The organism is Flavitalea flava (assembly GCF_054461575.1).
In genome coordinates this window covers 13,250-36,320 of record NZ_JBTLQH010000003.1, presented here as the reverse complement: position 1 = coordinate 36,320, position 23,071 = coordinate 13,250, and the positions used below count along the sequence as shown (strand labels likewise).

Sequence of the window (23,071 nt, the reverse complement as noted above, 5' to 3'; positions counted from 1 at the left end):
GAGATGGGTGTTCTACCTGGTATTGGTAAGCGCGGTTTTGATTTCCTTGTTTTCGAATATGGCATTAGTAATATACCCCCTTAAGTTACCTGAAAAATTAATAATCTCTGCCGGTTTGTCAATTTATTTGCAATACGGACTCAAATCAAGTATTTTTGCACCTTAAAGTTCTTTTCTATATTTCTTCATCAAGCGGAAATGGTCCCCGGGTAGCCCCGGGGTTAAAAGGGAATTGTGTGTAAATCACAAGCTGTCCCGCAACTGTAAGTAACGTAAACGATTTTTGCCCACGTTGTCCACTGTCCCGTAATTCCGGGATGGGAAGGACGGCAAAAATGTTACAAGCCAGGAGACCTGCCTTACCGTATTGACAATGCTTTCGTGGAATGAAGCAGAACGTCAGATTGGTGTATGGACAGGTCTTTACCGGATTCCCGGATTTTCCCGGAGTCCAGGATCTTGTGGGATGTAGTACACACCCAGGCCAATCCTTACATTTTCTCTTTCTTTTACATTTTATTCCTACGTAAGCATTGTGAGGTTTAGCAAAGGCTTTTAACTGATCATTAATCATTTAAAAAGCAAAAACATGCAAACACACAACTTAGGCTATCCGAGGATAGGTAGTCAACGTGAGCTCAAAAAAGCATCGGAATTGTATTGGTCCGGCAACCTTCCCGCGGAACAACTAATGTTTACCGGGCAAAACATCCGGCGCCATAACTGGCAATTACAGAGGGGCGCCGGGATTGACCTGATCCCCTGTAATGACTTCTCTTTTTATGACCAGGTGTTGGATACCAGTCTGATGGTGGGTGCGATCCCGGAAAGATATCATACCCTGATGGAAAAAAAACAATTGACGGATATCGACCTGCTTTTCGCCATGGCCAGGGGATACCAGAAAGATGGTTTCGATATTACCGCCATGGAAATGACCAAATGGTTCGATACCAATTATCATTATATCGTCCCGGAGTTCACGGCCAACCAGACTTTTACTTCTTTTTCCAATAAGGTCATCCATGAATTCAATGAAGGAAAACGCGAAGGATTCAATGTAAAACCTGTCCTTTTGGGACCAGTATCCTATTTGTTATTGGGCAAAGAAAAAGAACCGGGGTTTCACCGGCTGGAACTGATGAAAAATCTACTGCCGGTTTACCTGGAAGTGCTGAAAAAATTGGACGATAGCAAGGCCCATTATATACAATTCGACGAACCCTGCCTGGCTCTTGATCTGACGAAGGCCGAACTGGACGTTGTTGTCAAAACTTACCAGGAGATAAAGGGTAAATTCCCCGGTCTGCATATCATTTTAGCCAGTTATTTTGAATGTTACGGTAAAAACCTGCCTACTGTACTAAGCCTGCCCGTACAAACCATTCACCTCGACCTGGTACGATGCCCTTCGCAACTGGAGGATGTGCTGAGCGGCGGCTTCCAAAAATCAAAAACCAATCTATCTTTGGGCGTTGTCGATGGCAGGAATATCTGGATCAATGATTATCAGCAATCGTTATCTTATATCGACAAGGCAGTAGAAAAGATCGGTAAAGATAGGATCTGGATCGCCCCTTCCTGCTCCCTGCTCCATTCACCCTGCGACCTGGATCTGGAAACGAACGATACGGTGCTGATCCCGGAATTAAAACAATGGCTGGCCTTTGCCAAACAAAAAATCGATGAGGTGGTTACGTTAAAACAACTGGCCTCCGATGAAAACAAGATTATTGCCAACGAAAAATGGAAGCGTAATATCAGCGCTAATATCAGCCGTAAAACCTCTTCCCTGATCCACAAACCTTCCGTAAAAAAAAGAACGGCCGGTATTACCGAAAAGGATGCAATTCGGCAGCATGATTTTTCCCTGCGCAAAATCCAACAGCGGGAGGCCCTTCATCTACCCTTGTTCCCAACAACCACGATCGGTTCCTTCCCGCAAACCGCGGAAGTACGGAATATAAGAGCCAGGCTTAAAAAAGGAGACCTGACTGCTGAACAATATGATTCGCTCATCGAAAAAGAAACCGAAGAAGCGATCCGCTGGCAGGAAGAAACCGGCATCGATGTGCTAGTTCATGGAGAATTTGAAAGAAATGACATGGTGGAATATTTTGGGGAACAACTGGAAGGATTTGTCTTTACCAAAAACGGATGGGTGCAGAGCTACGGAAGCCGGTGCGTGAAACCTCCTGTAATCTATGGCGACGTATCCAGGCCATTTCCCATGACGGTCAGATGGTCGGCCTTTGCCCAGTCCTTAACCGATAAATGGGTAAAAGGAATGCTGACCGGGCCAGTGACGATCCTTCAATGGTCCTTTGTACGCAATGACCAGCCGCGTAGCGAGACCTGTACACAAATTGCCCTGGCCATCAGGGATGAAGTAGTTGATCTTGAAAAGGCTGGTATAAAAATCATACAGATCGATGAGCCGGCTATCCGGGAAGGTTTGCCCCTACGGAAAGAAAACTGGCCGGAATATCTGAAATGGGCGGTGACGGCATTCCGCATCTCCGCCAGTGGTGTAAAGGACGAAACCCAGATCCATACCCATATGTGTTATTCCGAATTCAACGATATCATTCAGAACATAGCCGATATGGATGCCGATGTCATCACGATCGAATGTTCCCGTTCCCAAATGGAGCTGCTGGATGCCTTCGCCGACTTCAATTATCCGAATGAGATCGGACCGGGCGTATACGATATCCATTCCCCAAGAGTCCCTTCAAAAACGGAAATGATTGCCTTAATGGAAAAAGCGAAAGCCGTTATTCCCGTGGACCAGCTTTGGGTGAACCCGGATTGCGGGCTGAAGACCAGACAATGGCCGGAAACAAAGGCAGCCCTGGTGGAAATGGTCAACGCTGCGAAGGAATTAAGGAAATCCGTTAAACAGGGGGTAGCATGACAGCTTATTAGTAATGTTCGTTCCGACAGCAGGGAAAAGGCTATTTCGGGGTGTTTTACTTTGGTGGGTATCAATGAAAACAAAAAAGTCGGTTGTGAAATTTTACAACCGACTTTTTTTTAAATACTCCGTCTGTAAAGTTATTTTATTGGGTTCCACGATAGCCAATCATTTCATATAATATCTGTCCAAGTAACAAGGCATAAATAACAGACAAAATAGTGGCTACAAAAACGGCCCTGTTTTTTTTCGATTGTTTTGTAAAAAGTCGTATTAATCCATAATTAAGGATCACTAATCCAAGGGCATATATAACAAACATCCTTTTCATATAAATCATCTGTGCACCCCAAAAAATACCGCCTATCGTACCTCCGATAAATCCTCCTGCGACACTTCCAAAAATCGTTCTTGGTTTGATGGACAAATCTTCTTTTTCTAATTTGTTATCATGTAAGGCCGATTCAACTATACGTTGAACTTGTTCCTGAGAAAGAAGCCGGGAACTCAGTTTTATGCTTATTTCCTCTGCTTGTAGATTTTGCGAAAAGAACTTCATGCTCTCGTTTCGAATCCTACTCTTCTCTGCATCTATTTCAATCCGCGCTGTCAACTCCTTACTTAAATTCTCTATGCCTCCTCTTTTCTTAATTACAATTTCCAGCGCCTCTTTTGCTTCAACCGTGTAATTATCGATCTGCCCGTGGATACCCAGGAGTTCTTCATTTGAATTTCCTTCATAGTTATCAACCAATTCCTGAACGGTTATCATGTTATTAAATCATTTTGCCCCTGGTATCGACAGGATCACGGTTTGATAAAAGTGTTCAATTTGACATTCCTACTATTTTGGGCTCGTCACCCATTTGAATGGCAAACAACGTTTGTTTTACAGGCTGCTGACCATTAATAGTGAATCTGATATTAACGATGGTCAGATAGATATTTAACGGCACTATATTATACAAGATACCCTTTTCCACACCAAAAACATAAGCGGTATCGACCCGTGGATGATTTTTTTTGGCGCCCGGTGCATTTGCGCTGAGAACTTCTTCCAATGCTTTTTTTAATTCGACGCGAGTTCCTATTACGACAGAGTCGTCGTGACAAAAGGGGATACCGCAAAGATTGACCAGACTATCGGATGGCGCCCCTTCGATCAATTTTTTCATAAATTCCGAAGCTACCGTAATGGCTTTACGTGACTGGGGATTCTCCCGGGCTGCCCTTGTCGTGTCCATCGTACCGAGGTTGAATTGGGCAAAACAGAGGGAAGCTGACAAAAGAAACAGGGCTAAACAGGTTGACTTTTTTAACATTCCAGTTATATTTTTAATCTCCGGAAAATTCATTGAAGCAAAATAAGATAAATTCTTTCATTCTTAAAGTTTCAGGGAGGAAGACATTAAGAAAAAAAACTTAAATTTGTAATATGAATAATGCAGAAGATAGCAAAAAAATGGTAGCTATACCTGAAAACGCACTCCTGGCTTTGGTAGCCAATCAACTTAAAGACGTTGCTTTATTTCCAGAAAAATTGGAAGATGCCAAGGAATACCTCAAAAAGGCAAAAATTAAGACTGTTTAAAGAATATCTCTCAAAAATATTGAAAATATTAAAGGGTGTCAAAATTGACACCCTTTAATATTTGGTTCATCATACTTCCTTTAAAACTTATGCGGAATATATTGATTGCTAACCCTGCTTTCGGCGTAGAGCATTGATAATGATCGCTGATGCTTTCAAGCCCATACTATTATTATTTGTCCTTAACCTTTTCCGGGATTTATTACCTGTACCCGTTAAAACGAATTTACTTGTTTTGAGGGATTTGTTATCAAAGGATTTTATCCTTACCATAGAATTAAATTCTATATTTATTCTTGAATCGAAGAATTACTCTTAACCCCCTAGCAACTGCATGAAACTTTTTATCCTTTTGGCGGTCGTTCTGTCCGCCACCTTATCTATCCGGGCACAGATACCGCAAAAATTTAATTATCAGGCGATTGTCAGAGGCAATGCCGGAACGGTCATAGCCAACAAACCGTTGGGCCTCCGATTCAGCATACGGGATGGTTCGGCAACAGGTACGGTGCAATACAGTGAGACTCAATTGACTACCAGTAATGCCTATGGTTTGGTGAACCTGCAGGTAGGCGCAGGCACGGTGGCGTCCGGAACTTTCCCCGCCATCACCTGGAGTACCGGGAATAAATTCCTCCAGGTGGAAATCGATACCACTGGGAGTGCTAATTATATTTCCCTGGCAACCGTTGAACTGATAACTGTGCCTTACGCAGTTCAGGCGGTTCATGCATTGGTAGCCGATAGTACAGCTTCCTTTTCGGGTACCCTCGCGGGAGATGTGGCGGGCTTGCAAAAGGCAACTCATCTCCAGGACGGAGTAGTCACCCCGGCCAAGATCGCGTCAGGTGCCGTTGCGGCCACACATATCGCTGCAGGGCAGGTCGTCAAAAGTATCAATGGTCTAACCGACAATATGGTCCTCGTTGGGGCCGGTGGCACGAACCTCAGCATTACCGGCAATGCCATCACCATCACCGGGGCCCCTGGTACGATCACCGGAGTAACTCCCGGGAACGGACTCACTGGCGGCGGATCGACAGGCAATGTTAGCCTGACCGCCAATTATGGCGGAGATGGTAGTTCCAACACTTTATCCCGTTCCGATCATGACCATGTCGGCCAGTACTGGACATCTAATAATGCATCTCCAGCCCTTGGCCTGATCAATTCCACGGATGCACCTGCCTTATACGTGCAGAGCGCTGCCACCGGCTTTAACTCGGCGGCCATGTCGGTATACGTGCTCAATACCAACAGCCAGTCACCATGTATATACGCTCAAAACAATTCTACCAATGCGAATTCTGTGGGGGTTCTGGGACAAGCAAACGGCGCAGGAACCGGCAAAGGAGTTTGGGGAGTCGGCTTTGGGGCCGGAACTTATGGAATAATGGGATCAGCATTGGGTGCAAATTCCTGGGCCGGGGTATTCAGTGGCAATGTATATGTCGGCGGTACCTTGTCAAAAGCTGCCGGCAGTTTTAAAATCGACCACCCGCTGGACCCCGCCAATAAAACCCTTTCCCATTCCTTCGTGGAATCTCCTGACATGTATCCCAATCCTGTGCATGATAAGTTATTTATTCATGGATATTCCGACCAGGCAGAAGATCTTGACTTACGGTTGATGGATATACAAGGCAGGGTTTTACTCGTTAGCCGAATATCTTTCCTTCAGGGATATAATGATGCGACTCTTTCCCTGAGTAAATTGGCAAGAGGCATATATATATTGTCAATAACGGATCATGTGCATGGTGGTAAGGAAGCGTTGAAATTGCTGAAGGAATAAAAGATTTACTCGTAGCCCTTGTTGAAATATATATATAGGCCGTCTTTTCCCGCCGCGATAATGTCTTTTTTTCCGGATCCTGTCAGGTCGCTGACGCTGAAATAAATTCCTACTCCTTTCCCTTCGCCAAAAGGGCCATAGCTGATAATTTGTTTGGTAAAGCCTTCCCCATTCCATTTATAATAATAAATTCCCAGGGGATCGCTCTCACCCGGGTCATGGCCATTGTGAGCCCGGTAACGTTTGCCGGTAATCAGCTCTTGCTGCCCGTCACCATCCAGATCAATCCATTCCATAGTATGAAATTGCGAATTAAACGGGTCGATCGGATGTTTGATCCAGGTAGTTTGTTTTGTTCCTTTATCTTGTTTTTGTTCGTACCAATCCAATCCATAATCATGGGCCTGCCCTACGATCAGATCGGCAAGGCCATCTTTATTGATATCGGCAACGATGATCGGAACGCTTGCCGTCCCCAGGTCAAATTCCCGGTGGAAAATCCAGGGATCTTTATAGGGGTTTGCCGGAGCCTCAATCCAACCGTTATTTAAAATGAAATCTCCACGACCATCACCATTTATATCGCCAAACCCCAAACCATGCCCTTGCTTAGCTATGATATCATGGCCCTGTTTGTCCAGGATTTTATATCGTTCGAATACTCCGGTACCTTTTCCCTGGCTATCCCGCACAAGCCGGTATACAATTAACGGATCCCCTGGGGTATTGGGTACTATCTCGGCAACGCCATCACCGTCGATATCCCAGGCACGGGTAGTCTCGATATTACCGGGCTCCGCAATGATATGCTCCTTCCATTCCACATCCTTCCCCGGATTTTCTTTCCATATCAGGCTCTTCCCGAACCATCCTCCGGTTATAAAATCTATACGGCCATCTCCATTAACATCCAGCGGTATGGTGGAGAAATCATCCCAGTATTCTCCATATTGTTTAACAGGGCCAATGTAATGGCGATTGAAGTAGGCCGGACCTTCGTACCAAAACGCACCCGAAACAATGTCCGGGATTTTATCATTGTTTACGTCGAACACGCTGACCGATTCAAAGCTTTCGGACGAAATTTGTTGTTTACTAAACTTTAGCAAGCCGACTTTATGGTTAGAACCACTACTCTTCGATTGACAAAATGCGGCAATAATTGAAAAAATAAAAAACGGAAAGGTTAGAAAATATTTATTCATATGGAAGATTTATAAGTTAATAGTTTTTAAACCTATCAAATATAATATGACTGTCCATCCTGTAGTGTCCTGCCTCTAAAATATCCGTATAGATGACACTATATTTTACATTTTACTTTTATCAAACGGGACAGTGCATGACGGTTGTTCAAAACAGAGTATCTATTTTTATAAAACTTTAAAATGCTTGTCACATGAATAAACTGATTCTGCCATCCGGCGTAATCCCAATCAAACAGGCTCCGTATTTACCCCCTCTACTATTTTTTATTACCCATCTATTGACGATGAAAACGCAAAAAATTTCCGGGTTTCGTTACTATCCGGCACCCCATCCCAAAATAATTCAAGGCAAACATTTTCTGATTATAAAAACTATACACTAACAATTAACGATTAAGCTTATGAGAAAATTTAACCGAAAAAGGGTAAGGTATGCAGCTATGCTTTATCTTCTTTTATTCAGTGCTACAGGAGCATGGGCACAAGTTTCCGTCACTGGAAAAATCACAGATGAAAAACAAGCCGGACTGGCGGGAGTCACCGTCACGGTTAAAGGTACGCAGACAGCCACTACGACCAATACAGATGGCTCCTTTTCCATCATGGCGCCCGGTAATAAATCGAAATTGGTAATAACTTCTATAGGGTATATCTCTCAGGAATTATCCATCTCCGGCCATGCTGTCATGAATGTTATTCTCGCACTCGATTCCAAAGGATTGGGCGAAGTCGTGGTAATAGGCTATGGCAGCCAGGTCAGAAAAGCGGTGACAGGCTCGGTGCAAACAATTTCGGAAAAAGAAGTAAAAGACATCCCTGTCTCCCAGATCACACAGAAGCTGCAGGGACGGCTCGCGGGTGTGCAAATCAACCAGACCACGGGAAAACCGGGTCAGGGGATGTCGGTGAGAATCCGTGGACAGTTGTCGGTATCTGCAGGCAGTGATCCGTTATATGTTATCGACGGCTTCCCAATCACAGGAAATATCAGCAACCTGAATCCGGATGAGATCGAAAATCTAAGTGTGTTGAAAGACGCTGCGTCTACCTCTCTGTATGGATCACGCGCGGCCAACGGCGTTGTTCTGATTACCACCAAGCAGGGAAAGAAAGGCCAGACCGCTGCCAGTTTGAATGTCTATGGAGGCGTTCAGCAATTACCTATGCATGGTCGTATCAAAATGATGAATGCAGAAGAATTTGCAGAATTCAAAAAGGAATATTATGAGGACGCAGGCCAGCCGGTTCCTGTGGAATTTCAGGACCCTGCATCCTACAGGAATAAAAACAACGATTGGTATGGAGCATTAATCAGAAAGGCTCCACTGAGTTCCTATAATTTAACCATTACTTCCAATACCGAAAAGACAACCACCTCGATCGTTGCGGGATATTTCAGCCAACAGGGGGTAGTACTTAACAATGCCTATACGAGATATTCGCTGCGTATGAACAATTCGTTCAATATCTCCGACAAGGTAAAGATGGGTTTTAATATTGCTCCACAGTATATTGAAGACAATACGCCGCTTACAGATGGAGATCGAGGCACCGGCGTGCTGTTCAATGCCTTGCATACCTGGCCAGTGATGCCTATCCGTGATTCCACAGGCCAGCTCACCCTTTACAATAAATTTCCGGCCAGTACCAATAATATCTTTAATTATCCCAACTGGGTCCGGGCGGCTCAGGAAATCGTGAATAAGAACAAACAGACCAACCTGATCGCGAACGGGTTTGTTTCTTATACTCCTATAAAGGGGCTTAACATCCGGTCTACTATTAATGTAGAATACAATGGCCGAAAGTTTTTCTTCTTTTCTCCATCGACAGCTACAAATTTCATCAACGTTCCGGTACCGACAACAGCCCGTTCCTACCGGATAGACGGTACAGGGATCACCTGGCTGAACGAAAATCTGGCCACCTATACCAGGAGCTTTGGAGACCACAATTTCGAATTGCTCGGTGGTTATACCAACCAGAAGTTTCATGGAGAAGGCTCAATTATTGCGACAAATACCTATACAGATGACCGTCTGTTAACAGTACAGGGCGCCGTAAATATCGATCGCAACGGAACTTACAGCGATGTGCAGGAATGGGCACTATCTTCGCAACTGGCGCGGTTAACTTATAATTACAAAGGAAAGTATCTCGCATCAGCCGCCTTCCGTCGTGATGGATCTTCACGCTTCGGTGCTGACAAACGTTATGGAACATTCCCTTCCGCATCGCTGGGATGGGTAGTATCCGACGAAAATTTCTTTGAGGGTATTGCAAGGGGTGCCAAAATATCTTTCGCTAAACTGCGCACAAGTTATGGAGTGATCGGCAACAATAATATCGGAAACTACACGCCCTACGCCCTCGTTAATATAGGAGGATCGGGTTTAAACAGCGTATTCGGCAATACGATTGCCACAGGAGCTGCCGTTACCTCGCTTCAGAACAGAGTTTTGAGCTGGGAAACAACCAAACAGTTTGACTTTGGTGTCGATCTGGGCCTCTTAAACGACCGTATCCAGTTTACCTACGACTATTATACAAAACGTACCACAAATTTGTTGTATGGTGTTCAGGTGCCACAGGAATCGGGGTTCAGCAATTATACCGACAATATCGGCCAGATCAGATTCTGGGGTCATGAGTTTGCTGTCAATACCCGTAACCTGGAAGGGCGTCTGAAATGGACCACCATTGCAAACATCTCTTTCAACCAAAATATTGTTGAAAAGCTCGCCCCTGGGATTGATCGCGTATACGGCAGCGACGGTCTCCATATTACACAGGTGGGCAAACCCTTCGGCCAATTCTATGGATTGGTGGCAGATGGTGTTTACAAAAATCAGGAGGATCTTGACAAATCTCCGCAAATCCCCGGTCGTTCCACGGTGGGCAGCATCAAACTGCTTGACAAGAATAAAGACGGGGTAATAACCTATGGCGGAGACAACGATGATCGTGTGATTACAGGAAGCCCTTTCCCCAAATTCACCTACGGAGTAGTAAATAACTTCCAGTTGGGCCCCTGGGATTTTTCGATCACCGGTTCCGGTTCACATGGCAACTCGCTGCTTGTTCGCCACCTATATAGTACTGCCAATCTCGACGGCGTGTTCAACCTGGTAGAAGAAGTAAAATATCGTTTCCGCTCTGTGGCAAATCCTGGTAAGGGATTTTACGGAACGACCGTAGGTGGTGGGAATGTGACTGGTATCGAAAGAGACTGGCCTAACAGCCGCTTCATCGCCGACGCCTCTTACTTCACCATCAGGAATATTACCCTTGGCTACAATGTTAACGTCAAAAATAAGGTGTTCAAATCTGCCAGATTGTATGCTTCTGTTCAGCAGGTTTATACGTTCACTAAATACTGGGGTGGTCCGAATCCTGAAACAAGTGCCCAGGGAGATGGAAATGGTTCGGGGGATAATCTTGATCAGGGCATAGACCTATCGAACTATCCGGTTCCGCGTACCTACACGATTGGTGCCAACATCAATTTCTAAGGCAGAAAATGAAACAAACTACTTTCCAAACATTTTAATCCATTACAATGAACTATAGGAAAATATTGACAATAGTGCTGGCGGGTTACAGCTTAACGGGATGTCATAAATTTTTGGACATTGCGCCGCAAACCTCTCTGACCTCAGAAACATTCTTTAAAACGCAGGCGGACTTCCAACAGGCTGTAAATGCCACCTACAATCCGCTCCGGGAAATCTATAATAACCAGATTTTCTACACCACCGAAATGCACTCCGACAATGCTTATTATTACCGGAACCCACAATTCGGCGCTACCGAACAACAGGAAAACCTGGCGGATTTTGCTATTACGGTGTCCAATAATCTTATGACCAATAGACATGTGACCCAGCAGTATAGGGATTATTATGTGATTATTTCGCGTTGTAACCAGATTCTCGCGACGATCGATGCGATCGATTTCGATGCCAGCGTGAAAGACAATCTGAAAGGTCAGACTTTGTATATGAGGGCTTTCTCCTATTTCGCGCTCGAAAGATACTTTGGCTCCGTACCCTTGCATCTCACACCCGTGTTGACCAGACAACAGGCTGCACTTCCGCTTTCCACCGCTGATTCAGTATTGTTGCAGGTAGAAAGCGATGCGCTGGCTGCCAGCAAGCTGCTGCCTAACAAAGCTGCGCAAGAACCAGGCAGAGCCACTTCAGGCGCGGCCAAGACGCTCCTGGCTGACTCTTACATGGAACATAAGAAATGGTCGGATGCAGAACCCGTACTAAAAGATGTTGTAACCAGTGGTGACTACTCGCTCATCCCGGAATACAACAATGTATTTTCAGGAACTACAGATAATAAAAACAACGCCGAGTCGGTTTTTGAAATACAATTTATGGAGGGGTCCGATGGGCTGAACGGCTCCCTGATATACAATATGCTCCCGATGCCTTTGTCCTCCACGGAAATAGAGCCGATCGTACAGGTTTCAAACCCACAGGATCTTTCCGGTGAGGGCAACAATGCGCCAACGCCGGATCTGATCGCTGCCTATGAAGTGGGCGACAAAAGAAAGGATGCGACTATTGGTTATGTATTTGCAGGTGGAAGTGCCAATACAAACAAAACCTATCCTTACTGTTTGAAGTACGCGAAACCACACGCTATCTGGAACAATACAGGAAATAATGTACCTGCTTATCGTTATTCGGAAGTATTGTTAATGCTGGCTGAAGTGTTGAACGAGGGGGGTAAGGGCTCAGAAGCCATCCCCTATATCGACAAGGTCCGGACACGTGCAGGTCTTGGCGGCACCACGGCTACCGCTCAGGCCGATTTGCGCGCAGCCATCCTACAGGAAAGAAGAGTAGAGCTTGCCTTTGAATGCAAACGCTGGTTCGACCTGGTTCGTTCGAACAGTTTTTCAACAGTGATTACCGATTACGGTAACCGCATTAAAACAAATCCACAGGCATACTACTATCCACCCGGAGCAGTGCCTCCGAACAATGCATTTTCGGTCATCACGGCAAGGTATCCTTTGCCTGCAGATGAAGGATCCCTCAGCCCTTACTTTTAATTTTTCAGGATATACAGGCAGCCCTGTCCTTTATTTAACGATCTTCGATCATGGATGGCATTCGATCTGTGATCGGAGATCGTTTCTAATCGCCCCAAAAATGACCGTAAAGAATTTGAAACAGCCGTTTACACTTATTATACTTGCCGCATTAATAACCGGCAGTTGCCAACACGGCATGAGCCCTAATAAAAAGGAAGGGTTTGTGCAAATATTCGATGGCAAAACGCTGCAAGGATGGGAAGGCGACTCCACTTACTGGAAAGTGGAGAACGGTTGTCTGGTAGGTCAGGTAACTCCTTCCACCCTGTTGAAGGCAAACACGTTTATTATCTGGCAGAAAGGGCAACCCGCAGACTTCGAGCTGAAAGCGGAGTTCCGTATTACCAGGAGCGGAAACAGCGGCATAAATTACCGGAGTGACATGGTCGAAAACCTGCCGCATGCCTTAAAAGGATACCAGGCCGATATCGACGGGGAGAACAGATACACCGGGCAAAATTATGAAGAACGGGTCCGGACGACATTAGCCTACCGGGGGCAAATAGTAATGATACCGACCCTTGCCGGCTCATTATCCTCCAATATTAAAAACAATGCCTGGACCGGGGCAAAGCTAACAGGATCCCTTGGAAGCCAGGATTCCTTACTGGCTCATATAAAAAACGAAGATTGGAATGAATATCATTTGATTATCAAGGGTAACCATTTGCAACATTTTATCAATGGCATTTTGATGAGCGATGTAACAGATAATGATAGCGTGAACCAAAAATTTAAAGGGCTACTTGGCGTACAGGTGCATGTCGGTCCGCCAATGAAAGTCGAGTACAGGAACATATTGCTAAAGAAACTATAGTTTAAAAACCGATTTGCTGCCATACATCCTTGCGCTCCGCAATTTTCATCCAAGGTTCCCCCCTATCCTGCTATAAATGGCAGATGGCTGCCAATGAATCTCTTTTCCCAGAACCATTCTTACCCCTTTCCTTTCTATCATCGTAAAGCCATTTTGCAATAGGAAATTCATTCCAGCCAGGTTATCCGATGGAAGTACGGCTCTATCTCCTGTCACATATTTCATTTTCATCAATGTCGTTCCTGCCTCCACCGTGTCGGCAATGATCAAACCTTCATTAAGCGCGGGTAATAAATATCCCCTGACGGTATTATTCTCCAAGAAAACCTGTGCCCCTTCCAAGTGCCCTTCGATCATTTTTTCCCTGTTTTCTCCGGATACCTGCTGATCCATCGCGTAGATAGCCCGGCGATATTTCTCCTCAAAAGGAAATATTTTGTTGTTGTCTGTGCTGGCGTTAGAAAACGCCCAAGGGGTTATCCTGGTCAGGAAAGAATATTCCGAAACGACCCTGAAACCAATCTTTTTGTATACGGAATACCCCAGCTCTGTAGCAATCAGCGAACAAGTTTCGACACCCTCTTTTTGAAGTGCTGAAACTAATTCACTGACGATTCGATTCCCGATCCCCCTGTTTCGAAAATGACTATCGACGATGATATGGGCGATCCAGGCCGTATCATCGAATCTTATCGATGTACCAATGCCAACGATACGGCCATCAATATTCACCCCTATCGGAGTGCAAAAGGGAGCGTTCACATAAAACGCGTAATGCGGATGAATATCCGGCCAGTCCTGAGGCTGTAACCCCTTTATTTCTTCCAGGTCCTTTTGCGTTAATCTCCCGATATTCATGAATTAACCTTTTTATTGGGGTAAATGTAATATAAAGGTTAGCAGGTGCGGACAGTGACCGTATCAAAAACGAACGGTTCATTTGCCAACCCTATTACAAAATATTGACATTCACATAATTACACTTCGGCATTTTTTTGGTAGAGAAAGAGCCAGAAAAGAAATACCAATATGCTCATCAATTATTTCAAGACTGCGTTAAGGAATCTGTTTCGCAATAAGGCCTATGCCTTTATCAATATAGGTGGCCTGAGCCTGGGGCTCGCCTGTGCTATACTGATCATTTTATACGTAAAGGATGAGGTCAGCTATGACCGTTTCCATCACCAGGTTGGACAGATCTTCCGGATCGACAGGGAAATTACCCGGGAAAATGGCAACAAAGTAAAGGGCGGATATTCGGGCTATTTTCAAGGACCGCGCTTTAAGGCCAGCGTTCCGGAGATCTCCGCCTTTGTCCGGGTGCAGGAATCGTATGTAGATATCCGGAGAGGAACAACTATTCAATCACAGGCTGTGAGCCGGGTCGATACCAATTTCTTCTCCGTGTTTAATTTTCCCTTGTTAAAAGGCTCCATGAATGCGTTAAAGGAACCGCGCTCAGTAGTTATCACGGAAAATGTAGCTAAAGCCCAGTTCGGGACCACGGATGCAGTTGGCAAAATAATGTACCTGAAGGAAGATGTTTTTGTGCCTTATGTGGTCAAGGCTGTTGCCGCCAATTGCCCGGAAAATTCTTCCATCAAATTCCAGGTCCTTCTGCCCATTACTATGTCGCCGGAGGAAGGGAAAAATAAGGAAAATTGGTTTAGCTTCTTCCTCAATACTTTCGTCGTTCTCCATCCTCATGCGAATGCAAAAGCTGTCGATGCAAAAATGCAGGCAGTATTCGAAACTGAGGCAAAAGAAACGATCAAAATAATCAAAGAAAAATACTCTCTAAAAAATATTGGCCTCTCTTATTTCCTGCAACCTCTCACAGACATTCATCTCAGCAAGGAAGCCGGCGCCAACGAGGGTCTTTCCGATGGCAGCGACCCCATTTATTCTTACGTCCTGTCGGGAATCGCTCTTTTTATCTTATTGATCGCCTGTATCAATTTCGTCAATCTGACCTTAGCCAGGTCCTTAAAACGGGCCAAAGAGATCGGCATCCGAAAAGTGATCGGCAGCGGGAGAAACCAATTGATCCTGCAATTCCTGGGCGAGTCATTGCTGCTTTGCCTGGTGGCCTTTCTTCTTGCTCTCTTAATCGCCTACTCCCTGTTACCCGTATTTAACCAGTTGTCGGATAAGGCGCTTGCCTTCTCCTATCTGCTGGATATAAAATTGATTGCGGGTTATATCATCCTTTTTGTGATTACCGGTTTATTGGCAGGTTTGTACCCTGCCCTGGTATTGTCTAATTATAAGCCTGTGCAGACACTTTACGGCCGGTTTATGGGAGCCGGTAAGAATTGGCTCCAGAAATCCCTGGTTGTATTTCAGTTTGTACTAGCCTCTTTTTTGATAGTAGGAACCCTTACCCTTTTCTTCCAGTTGAATTATCTGTCTTCCCAACAATTAGGGTATGATGACAGCAATCTGGTCATGGTGAGCAATTGGAGCATGAGCCCGCAGGAAATCGGATTGTTCAAAGGAGAGCTACTCCGGAACCCGGCTATCCTGGGCGTGGCACCAAAGAACCCCGGCACTTCCGGAACTACAGTCATGGTAAATGAGGGTCCGGGTATGGCAAAAATGGGGGCCAATATTAATGTAGCTTTCGAGATCATAGATGAATCTTACTTACCCATGTTCAAAATCCCTGTTTTACAAGGCAGGAATTTTTCGCCTGATTTCCCGGCTGATCCTTCTCATACAGTCCTGGTGAATGAGACCTTTGTTAAAGAAGCAGGCTGGAAAAACCCTATCGGCCAAAAGGTAAGGATTTATGAACCGGCAGGTGTTTATACCGTAGAGGGCGTTGTAAAAGATCATCATTTTAAGGCCCTGACGGAAAAGATCGCGCCACAATTATTTAAAATGAATTCCGGAAATGGAGTGGGTCTGTTATATATAAAAATCGCACCCCATACTGAAGGGAAAAGCCTGGCTGCTATTGAAACGGTATTCAAAAAGGTCTTTCCCCTGGCACCTTATTCCTACGACTTTAAAGAACAGGTGAATGCAAAAAATTATGATGCGGAGAAAAAATGGAAGGAAATAGTGTTGTTCGGCGCTTTGCTTACTATTTTCATCTCCTGTATAGGGCTGTTCGGTCTATCGGTATTGTCTGCTGAAAAAAGGGCGAAGGAGATCGGCATCCGGAAGGTACTGGGCGCTTCCGTCAGGGGTGTAGTAACGATCCTGTCAGGGGATTTCTTAAAATTGGTTCTTTTGGCGCTATCAGTTTCTATCCCAATTTCCTGGATAGCAGCCAACAAATGGCTGGAAAATTATCCCTACCGGATTACGATGAGCTGGTGGATATTTGCCCTGGCTGGAGGCATCGTGCTGTTTATTGCCATGGCAACCGTCAGTTTTCAGGCGATAAAAGCGGCCCTAAGGAACCCGGTTAATGGGTTGAGATCGGAGTGATTTTAAAATCGTCAAATGTCGCCTCGAAACTTTCTTTACCCGGCGCTGCCGCCACCATACCTATCATAACCTTAACGGCAGGCTGAAAATAGGCCAGGCGAAGCATATCGAACTTAATACCATCGAATGAATAACTGATCTCTACAAAATCTCCTTTCCGCAATAGTTTTAGCCAAACGGATTTTGGGCTATCGTGTCTGGGAACAACCGACCAGTCCGACACTTCATGCGTTACCACCGCGCTGACATTTTGAACACCATCAACATATTCAATCCCGGTTTTGATCCAGTTCTTTTCGTCTGTTCTGATCATAAGACCCGCCTGGTGGAAAAGTTCGCGATATGCTCCCGTGATCTTCACTGTAGCCTCAAAATCGCCGGTTTGTTCGGTATAATAAAACGGTCCGTTGTCCCTGATAAATCCGTAATGGGTAATTCTCCAGTAATCGGTTCCCGGGTCAACGGTCATTTCTAAGGACTGCCCGTCTACGATTGATTGGGATGGCTTATTGTTCCATTTCATATTAGGTACTGTTTGTGCGTAAATGAGGGTGCTTAGTAAGGCAAACGTAAGTAAAAATGTGGTTTTTTCATAGTCCGCAAATGTAGGACAGTGTTTTAACAATTCGTGCACCAAGCTGGTTCACAACTTCCGTTTTCCAATTTAGAATAACAATGCAGTACCCTTTTCCGTTAAACAATATCTTTGTCTGGGACTTTGAGGTTTATCAGGTATCATTTTGACCACCAACTGCATTTTTTCCAGAGGTTCAATATAGGCCAGGTAATTTTTACTATGGTTGGTTAGACCTATATTTCTTAGAATATGTTCCCGCTTTTGAGGCCCTGTTTGGATAAAAATGAGAACCCTTGCAAAATCAGCCCATTTCTGGTCAGTGACCAAGCTAGTGTCTAAGTTAGTGTCTAAGTTGGTGTTTAAGTGGAGGGCCTTAAGCCTACAGGACAGTTCTTCTATAACTGAAGTAGCCGCAAAAACATCATTGCCAATGCTTTGATCAACCAAATCTATAAAAGCACTATGAATAGGCAATTTGACCTGGAACCAGGATCGATCTTCATCCGTTTCAAAAACCGGATCCGGAGAACCATTATGTCTTAATACCTCCCAAATGACCCGTATTCCTGTCGCCCTCCCCTCTGTAAGTTCCAATTCTTTCAAAAAATCTCCCAGGCGGCTATTTCTGTAGCGTTTAGGGAAAACCTGGCCTTTTTGAAAATCTTCCATCCGGATTGATCGGTCCGGGCCTCCCAGGTTATAAATAAGAATAAACTCTGGCTCTATACGAATGGTTACCGGTTCTCTTTCCTGATAATTACGGTGATAAATACAATTGGCCAATAACTCTTCCAGCGCCTTGTACGGATAATTCCAAACCCGAACGGCTTCAGCCCGTCCGTCTACCTTGGTAATCAACTGATGCAGCAAATTACCTTGTATATAATCCAATGCCTGCCGAACCTGTTGCTGAACCGGGCCTTTAAATTTTTTTTCTATGAATTGTTTGTCCGTAACTCCCTTGGGAAAATGTACAAGGTCTATATAGGTATAAGGAAAAAACTTTTCAGGATGTTCCGAAAATAATAGCAAGGCTACATTTCGTAATGAAACATGTTCGGGCGGCCCATCCAATAAGGCCATCTGCTCTAAAATTTCCAAAACCGGACGCTGACCGATCCATTGGCCTAATCTGCTTCCAGAAATTCGTAAATAATCCTGTAGTTGTACCGGGGAAATATCATCCGGCTTTGCCTGCCGGTTCGGCCTGTCATCAAATGGAATCTGATTGGTCAGGCTGATCAATTCCTGGGATTGTTCCGTATTTGCCTTAATTGAATTGGCATATTGCCTGATGAAATAGTAATGGCGCTTTTCTTTGGAAGTAACTTGGTCCGGCACCTGATACGGTCTGTTTTTCCCTCCTGTTACCCATATGATCAATAGTTGCACACCGTCAATTTCTTCCATGAAGAGCCTGGGGTGATAAACCGGGTTTATCAGGTTGTTAAACCCAATCATCTTTTTCTGAATTTCCGCAAGTTCTGCAGCCGGCACTCCTTTTACCGGTCTTTTTGGGCGTCCATACTCCTCTTCAACACCAACCACAATATATCCTCCTCCGGTATTATCAAAATCGTTTGCAAAAGCACAAATGGACCGGTAAATGGCATCCGGATTCCAGCCCGCTTTAAATTCGATTCGATCGGATTCAATAGCCCTGGGAGAAAGTAAATCTTCTATATTTATGGGTAACGGCATAATAGTATATAGAAACACTATTGCCGTAAAATAGAACTAGGCATCTGCGATTCTTTTATCCACATTTATCCGGAATATTCATTAGTAGCCTAATGAAACATGTATAGGATTTTGGCGTAATGTTCAGAACGCATAGCGGCGCATTCCCCCATCGACTACGGCAACAGTGCCAGTGATATACCGCGCCCGGGACGACACCAGGAAAACGGCCATATTGGCCATGTCCTGCGGGTCACCGAAATCACCCAGAGGGATCTCGCTTTCGGCGAATTTCCTACGCTCTTCTCCGGGGAAGTAAGGGCGGATATTCTCCGTATCTATAAGGCCGGGCTGCAGACAGTTGACCCTGATGCCATACTGTCCCACCTGTCCGGCAAGTCCTTTGGACCAGGAGACCAGGGCCGCTTTGGCAACTGCCGAAGCATTGATCATGCGTAACTCATAGGTACTGGCCAGGTTCAGAATGGAACCCTGCCTACGCGCTATAAAATGGGGCAAAAGCTGTTGGGCCAATTGCCGGGGACGATCAAAATCCAGTGTCATGGAACCGACCCACCCGTCCTCTTTTCCGACAACATCCATTGGCTGGCTACGGCCCGCATTGTTAATCAAAATATCCACATGCCCCAGGCTTGCCAACGCCGCAGCCGCAATCTTTTGCGGCCCTTCGGGCGCGACGAAATCCTGGACAAACGTAACTGGTTCCACGCCGCCTGCAGCAATAACTTCATCTTTGAGGCTGTTCAGGAATTCTACGTTTCTGGCAGTGGCAAAGACTTTTACGCCTTCCATAGCCAATTCTTTTACGATGGCCCGGCCAATTCCCTGGCTGGCCCCTGTCACTACGGCCGTTTGCCCTTTTAAATAGAGATCCATGATTTTTCTTTTTTGCAAAATTAACAGGCAGCATCTAATTTTACAGGTAGTACCACCAATTGTATGGTACATACAAATTTGTATGTAATGGCAGCCAGAAAGAGTAATTCGACTTATACGCGGAACGAAAAACACATTGTTGAATGTGATCTTACGTATGCCGTCAACAAAATCGGGGGCAGATGGAAAATACTTATCATAAGCAAGCTGGAAGAGTACAAAAAACTCCGGTACAGCGAGCTGAAAAAAGAGTTCTCCTATATAACGGAACGGATGCTGACCTTGCAGTTACGGGCCCTGGAAAAAGATGGGCTGGTTAAACGAACCGTCTTTGCAGAAGTTCCTCCACGGGTAGAATATGAACTCACGGAGATGGCTTTAGCATTCGGACCAATATTTAAACAATTAAGTGAATGGGGCGGTAAACACCGGAATTTAGCAACGAACCGGATCTAAGCAAGCGTCAAACCTTCCCTTTTCCTCCCTTTAAAATTCGGAGATCAGGGATAGCCAACGAGCTGCCGAGGCTCCCCAAACTTCCTTATAGGTAGCCGTATTGATCTGCGGCCAGTAAGGGGTATCCTCATTATACCGGGATTGCATACCCACCGGAATTGCACCCACCGTTTCCCCGGGCAAGGCAGTATATAACTGAGGATAATTGCTGCCCTCTCCCCATATCAACGACTGGCCGAATGGGTTTTTTCCCACTATCCAGAACAGTTGTTGTTCGGCTATATTCATCAGCTCTTTATCCTTTAAGAATTTACCGCAGAGTGCTGCTGCCTTACCGGTAGAAAGATGAACAGCCGCATTCCCCCGGAACGAGAACCAAACAGGGAAAACCCGGAGATAATGCTCGTCATCCAGTTTGAACCCGTTCTCCAATTGCTCTTTATAATCCTGAGTAGCCCCGCTTCTGACCCCAACCTGTACCGCATAAAAATTAACCGAATCCTTTACTTCATCCACATTATATACTCCGCTCGGCACTAATCCATAGGGTTCGACATAATGCATAATATTTTTCAGGTATTCGCCATACATCCGGATGGATTCCTCCCATTTTTTATAGTCGGGATTCTCTGGCTGCGTTTCACAAAGTGCCGTCAAAGCCTGCATGTAGGCGTAGTCGCGGGACTGATGGGTAAAATGCACGATCGATTTCCTGTTCTGATCGCGGTAAAAAAAGCCTCTTGTTTTGTGTTGATCCTTCAGGGGCTCCGTACGCTGACAGGAAAGGGTGTACTTTATAAAGTCAGCGGCCTTATCTGCGTAATATTTCTCTTTGGTTAATTTGTACAACATACTGGCCGCCCAGGATACCGTTGCCATATATTGGCTCTGAGAGGCCATATAAGCATGCCCTCCCCTGTTTATGCGTTCATTATACCCCAATTTTTCGAACCGTTCGAGCGCAAAGGCAAAATCTTCTTTGGCGACCTTGCCGAGATGTGCTTTTAACATGGGATCCTTATCCATGGTCAAAGATGCATAGGCTTCGATTGCCGAGTAAAGAAAATTTTCAAAACCACTGTTATGTACCACTTCCGGACGCCATCCGCTGGTATCGTCCTTAGTGCCGATAAAACCATCGGTCCACAAGTTGGTGCCCCAGTCCTGCATCCGGTAACCGCCATCAAACCTGGTTTTAAGAATAAAATCAATACCCCATTGCGCTTCCTCGGATAACCGGAGGGATAGATCGATATTGCCCTTCTCCTTTGCCTTGTTGGCCATTTCTAAAAGCGAATAGGCTATTTCGCCGGTCTGTACGGTCTGCTGTGACATATCGGCGGCATCATGCCAGCCGCCATTCAGGGCAAACAGTTTCCCGTTATATTTTCCGTTGAGATCAGTATGACAAGCCCCATGTTTTCCGGGAACCGGGTAGCCGCAGCGTTCACAAAATATAAAATTCAATACCCGCCAGGCGGAATTATCCCAGATATTGCGATTGATATAAAAAGGTTGGGTGGTAACCTCTCCTACCCTGATCTTGTATTGCCCCTCCTTCTTAAAATCACTGAAATCAATGGTTTCAAAAGTGCCGAGTGCAGTTTTTCCGGAATTGATTTTCCCCTGATATACTACACCCGAAGTTATATTATCCAATAGCTGGAAACTCCCGTTATGTTTATTTACCCGCACGATTGCCGACTTCTCGCTTTCCACCCCATATCCCGTAGTAGAGTATATGATCCTGTTTGCCGCCGGAACCCAGCCGCTGACCACTTCGGGGTTTTCGACCGTTTCCAGCGATACTGCATCGATATCGAATTTCAATGAATCGCCCATGGTCCGTTCTTTTCCAAAAACTTCAATACCAAACGAAAGTTTCGTCACCTTATCCCGGGCGAGTTCGGACATCTCGACAAAACATTCATTCCATTGACCATTGATCAGATTGATTTCATGTATCCCCTCACGGCCATACCTGTCCGGCACTTTGATTTTACCCTCATTTTCTACGATCAAATTAAGATAAATAGTACGGGCTCCTTCACAATGAGGATATATAAACACCCGGATGCGGTTGTATTTCTCCCAGTTGGCCCCTCCCACAGTATAACTGGCAAGGGAGGTACCAAAACCCAGGCCCCAGTCCAGAAACTGGGGGTAAGTGGTTGGCGCAACCAACCGAAGGCTGTTTCTCCCTTCTATGCTTCGTTCCGTCGTCACGCTCATACCGCCAATTCCTTTATGAGACCATTTACCAAGATCTTCCATATTACAAAGCATATTGGAAACCAGTACTTTTTTAGTAAGCCCGAAAGATTCAAAGGATTTTGTATAATCCAAGCGCAACGGACTATGTATATAACCGGTATTACGAATGTCCTCTTTTAATTGCTCATCTATCTGGGCAAACAACAAACAGACTGGAAAAACAAGGAATAAAACGGATGTAGTGATCCTTTTCATAAACGGCGTAGTTAGTTTATCTTTTAAAATTAAATACCATTGAACGTATACAGGAGTATAACCGGGGTACTCCCCGGATGTATATCAGAATGCAGAAATTAAAAATACTATTTATT

16 protein-coding genes and 1 riboswitch are annotated in these 23,071 nt (G+C 45.1%); of the genes, 8 read left to right on the top strand and 8 right to left on the bottom strand.

The genetic code is table 11. The features are described from left to right. Positions 1–182: 182 nt before the first annotated feature. Positions 183–376, top strand: a riboswitch (cobalamin riboswitch). Between the two features lie 213 nt (positions 377–589). Continuing rightward, complete coding sequence (gene metE / locus ACX0G9_RS04775; RefSeq protein WP_459063714.1) at positions 590–2,917, top strand: 5-methyltetrahydropteroyltriglutamate--homocysteine S-methyltransferase; 2,328 nt, start codon at positions 590–592, stop codon at positions 2,915–2,917. 145 nt (positions 2,918–3,062) lie between these two features. Here the strand turns inward: metE and ACX0G9_RS04770 are convergent, their stop codons facing one another. Both ACX0G9_RS04770 and ACX0G9_RS04765 read right to left on the bottom strand, forming a co-directional pair. Continuing rightward, complete coding sequence (locus tag ACX0G9_RS04770) at positions 3,063–3,689, bottom strand: hypothetical protein (protein ID WP_459063713.1); 627 nt, start codon at positions 3,687–3,689, stop codon at positions 3,063–3,065. A gap of 55 nt (positions 3,690–3,744) precedes the next feature. Continuing rightward, complete coding sequence (locus ACX0G9_RS04765) at positions 3,745–4,239, bottom strand: hypothetical protein (protein ID WP_459063712.1); 495 nt, start codon at positions 4,237–4,239, stop codon at positions 3,745–3,747. Between the two features lie 113 nt (positions 4,240–4,352). Here ACX0G9_RS04765 and ACX0G9_RS04760 point away from each other — a divergent pair, with 113 nt between their 5' ends. Further along, positions 4,353–4,508, top strand: coding sequence for a hypothetical protein (locus tag ACX0G9_RS04760; RefSeq protein WP_459063711.1), 156 nt, complete (start codon positions 4,353–4,355; stop codon positions 4,506–4,508). Between the two features lie 334 nt (positions 4,509–4,842). Continuing rightward, on the top strand, positions 4,843–6,303 hold the full coding sequence (locus tag ACX0G9_RS04755) for a T9SS type A sorting domain-containing protein (RefSeq protein WP_459063710.1): 1,461 nt from the start codon (positions 4,843–4,845) through the stop codon (positions 6,301–6,303). A 5-nt stretch (positions 6,304–6,308) separates the two neighbouring features. Here the strand turns inward: ACX0G9_RS04755 and ACX0G9_RS04750 are convergent, their stop codons facing one another. Then, a complete protein-coding gene (locus tag ACX0G9_RS04750; protein ID WP_459063709.1) occupies positions 6,309–7,358 on the bottom strand; it encodes an FG-GAP repeat domain-containing protein in 1,050 nt (349 codons plus the stop codon). Between the two features lie 554 nt (positions 7,359–7,912). Between ACX0G9_RS04750 and ACX0G9_RS04745 the strand changes: the two genes are divergently transcribed. Genes ACX0G9_RS04745 through ACX0G9_RS04735 form a run of 3 tightly spaced genes read left to right on the top strand, consistent with a single transcriptional unit; the run spans position 7,913 to position 13,438 of the window. Further along, the gene (locus ACX0G9_RS04745) at positions 7,913–11,023 is read left to right on the top strand and encodes a SusC/RagA family TonB-linked outer membrane protein (protein WP_459063708.1); all 3,111 of its coding nucleotides are present in this window, start codon (positions 7,913–7,915) and stop codon (positions 11,021–11,023) included. Between the two features lie 47 nt (positions 11,024–11,070). Continuing rightward, positions 11,071–12,579 carry a RagB/SusD family nutrient uptake outer membrane protein gene (locus ACX0G9_RS04740; RefSeq protein ID WP_459063707.1) on the top strand — a complete coding sequence of 503 codons (1,509 nt, stop codon included), beginning with the start codon at positions 11,071–11,073 and terminating at the stop codon, positions 12,577–12,579. Continuing rightward, a complete protein-coding gene (locus tag ACX0G9_RS04735) occupies positions 12,551–13,438 on the top strand; it encodes a 3-keto-disaccharide hydrolase (protein WP_459063706.1) in 888 nt (295 codons plus the stop codon). Before ACX0G9_RS04740 ends, ACX0G9_RS04735 begins: the two co-directional genes overlap by 29 nt. A 45-nt stretch (positions 13,439–13,483) precedes the next feature. On the opposite strand, the gene ACX0G9_RS04730 is transcribed toward ACX0G9_RS04735, so the two are convergent. Then, positions 13,484–14,296, bottom strand: coding sequence for a GNAT family N-acetyltransferase (locus tag ACX0G9_RS04730; RefSeq protein ID WP_459063705.1), 813 nt, complete (start codon positions 14,294–14,296; stop codon positions 13,484–13,486). A 171-nt stretch (positions 14,297–14,467) separates the two neighbouring features. Between ACX0G9_RS04730 and ACX0G9_RS04725 the strand changes: the two genes are divergently transcribed. Beyond that, complete coding sequence (locus ACX0G9_RS04725; protein WP_459063704.1) at positions 14,468–16,876, top strand: ABC transporter permease; 2,409 nt, start codon at positions 14,468–14,470, stop codon at positions 16,874–16,876. On the opposite strand, the gene ACX0G9_RS04720 is transcribed toward ACX0G9_RS04725, so the two are convergent. From ACX0G9_RS04720 to ACX0G9_RS04710, 3 genes are all read right to left on the bottom strand, one after another. Continuing rightward, positions 16,854–17,399 (bottom strand): DUF1349 domain-containing protein, encoded by a 546-nt coding sequence (locus tag ACX0G9_RS04720; protein ID WP_459063703.1) that lies wholly within the window; start codon positions 17,397–17,399, stop codon positions 16,854–16,856. The genes ACX0G9_RS04725 and ACX0G9_RS04720 overlap by 23 nt on opposite strands. Positions 17,400–17,540: 141 nt before the next feature. After that, positions 17,541–19,154, bottom strand: a complete 1,614-nt coding sequence (locus ACX0G9_RS04715) for an RNA-binding domain-containing protein (protein ID WP_459063702.1) — start codon at positions 19,152–19,154, stop codon at positions 17,541–17,543. A gap of 123 nt (positions 19,155–19,277) precedes the next feature. Beyond that, positions 19,278–20,030, bottom strand: a complete 753-nt coding sequence (locus ACX0G9_RS04710; protein ID WP_459063701.1) for an SDR family NAD(P)-dependent oxidoreductase — start codon at positions 20,028–20,030, stop codon at positions 19,278–19,280. Positions 20,031–20,117: 87 nt separating this feature from the next. On the opposite strand from ACX0G9_RS04710, the gene ACX0G9_RS04705 reads away from it, so the two are divergent. Beyond that, positions 20,118–20,486 (top strand): winged helix-turn-helix transcriptional regulator, encoded by a 369-nt coding sequence (locus tag ACX0G9_RS04705; protein ID WP_459063700.1) that lies wholly within the window; start codon positions 20,118–20,120, stop codon positions 20,484–20,486. Positions 20,487–20,516: 30 nt separating this feature from the next. Here ACX0G9_RS04705 and ACX0G9_RS04700 read toward each other — a convergent pair whose 3' ends face one another. Then, the gene (locus ACX0G9_RS04700) at positions 20,517–22,955 is read right to left on the bottom strand and encodes a glycoside hydrolase family 9 protein (RefSeq protein ID WP_459063699.1); all 2,439 of its coding nucleotides are present in this window, start codon (positions 22,953–22,955) and stop codon (positions 20,517–20,519) included. Positions 22,956–23,071 lie beyond the last annotated feature (116 nt).

Excerpts from the sequence above, each read along its gene's own strand:
- metE (WP_459063714.1), top strand. The coding sequence starts at position 590 with ATGCAAACACACAACTTAGGCTATCCGAGGATAGGTAGTCAACGTGAG.
- ACX0G9_RS04770 (WP_459063713.1), bottom strand. The coding sequence starts at position 3,689 with ATGATAACCGTTCAGGAATTGGTTGATAACTATGAAGGAAATTCAAAT.
- ACX0G9_RS04765 (WP_459063712.1), bottom strand. The coding sequence starts at position 4,239 with ATGTTAAAAAAGTCAACCTGTTTAGCCCTGTTTCTTTTGTCAGCTTCC.
- ACX0G9_RS04760 (WP_459063711.1), top strand. The coding sequence starts at position 4,353 with ATGAATAATGCAGAAGATAGCAAAAAAATGGTAGCTATACCTGAAAAC.
- ACX0G9_RS04755 (WP_459063710.1), top strand. The coding sequence starts at position 4,843 with ATGAAACTTTTTATCCTTTTGGCGGTCGTTCTGTCCGCCACCTTATCT.
- ACX0G9_RS04745 (WP_459063708.1), top strand. The coding sequence starts at position 7,913 with ATGAGAAAATTTAACCGAAAAAGGGTAAGGTATGCAGCTATGCTTTAT.
- ACX0G9_RS04740 (WP_459063707.1), top strand. The coding sequence starts at position 11,071 with ATGAACTATAGGAAAATATTGACAATAGTGCTGGCGGGTTACAGCTTA.
- ACX0G9_RS04735 (WP_459063706.1), top strand. The coding sequence starts at position 12,551 with ATGAAGGATCCCTCAGCCCTTACTTTTAATTTTTCAGGATATACAGGC.
- ACX0G9_RS04730 (WP_459063705.1), bottom strand. The coding sequence starts at position 14,296 with ATGAATATCGGGAGATTAACGCAAAAGGACCTGGAAGAAATAAAGGGG.
- ACX0G9_RS04725 (WP_459063704.1), top strand. The coding sequence starts at position 14,468 with ATGCTCATCAATTATTTCAAGACTGCGTTAAGGAATCTGTTTCGCAAT.
- ACX0G9_RS04720 (WP_459063703.1), bottom strand. The coding sequence starts at position 17,399 with ATGAAATGGAACAATAAGCCATCCCAATCAATCGTAGACGGGCAGTCC.
- ACX0G9_RS04715 (WP_459063702.1), bottom strand. The coding sequence starts at position 19,154 with ATGCCGTTACCCATAAATATAGAAGATTTACTTTCTCCCAGGGCTATT.
- ACX0G9_RS04710 (WP_459063701.1), bottom strand. The coding sequence starts at position 20,030 with ATGGATCTCTATTTAAAAGGGCAAACGGCCGTAGTGACAGGGGCCAGC.
- ACX0G9_RS04705 (WP_459063700.1), top strand. The coding sequence starts at position 20,118 with ATGGCAGCCAGAAAGAGTAATTCGACTTATACGCGGAACGAAAAACAC.
- ACX0G9_RS04700 (WP_459063699.1), bottom strand. The coding sequence starts at position 22,955 with ATGAAAAGGATCACTACATCCGTTTTATTCCTTGTTTTTCCAGTCTGT.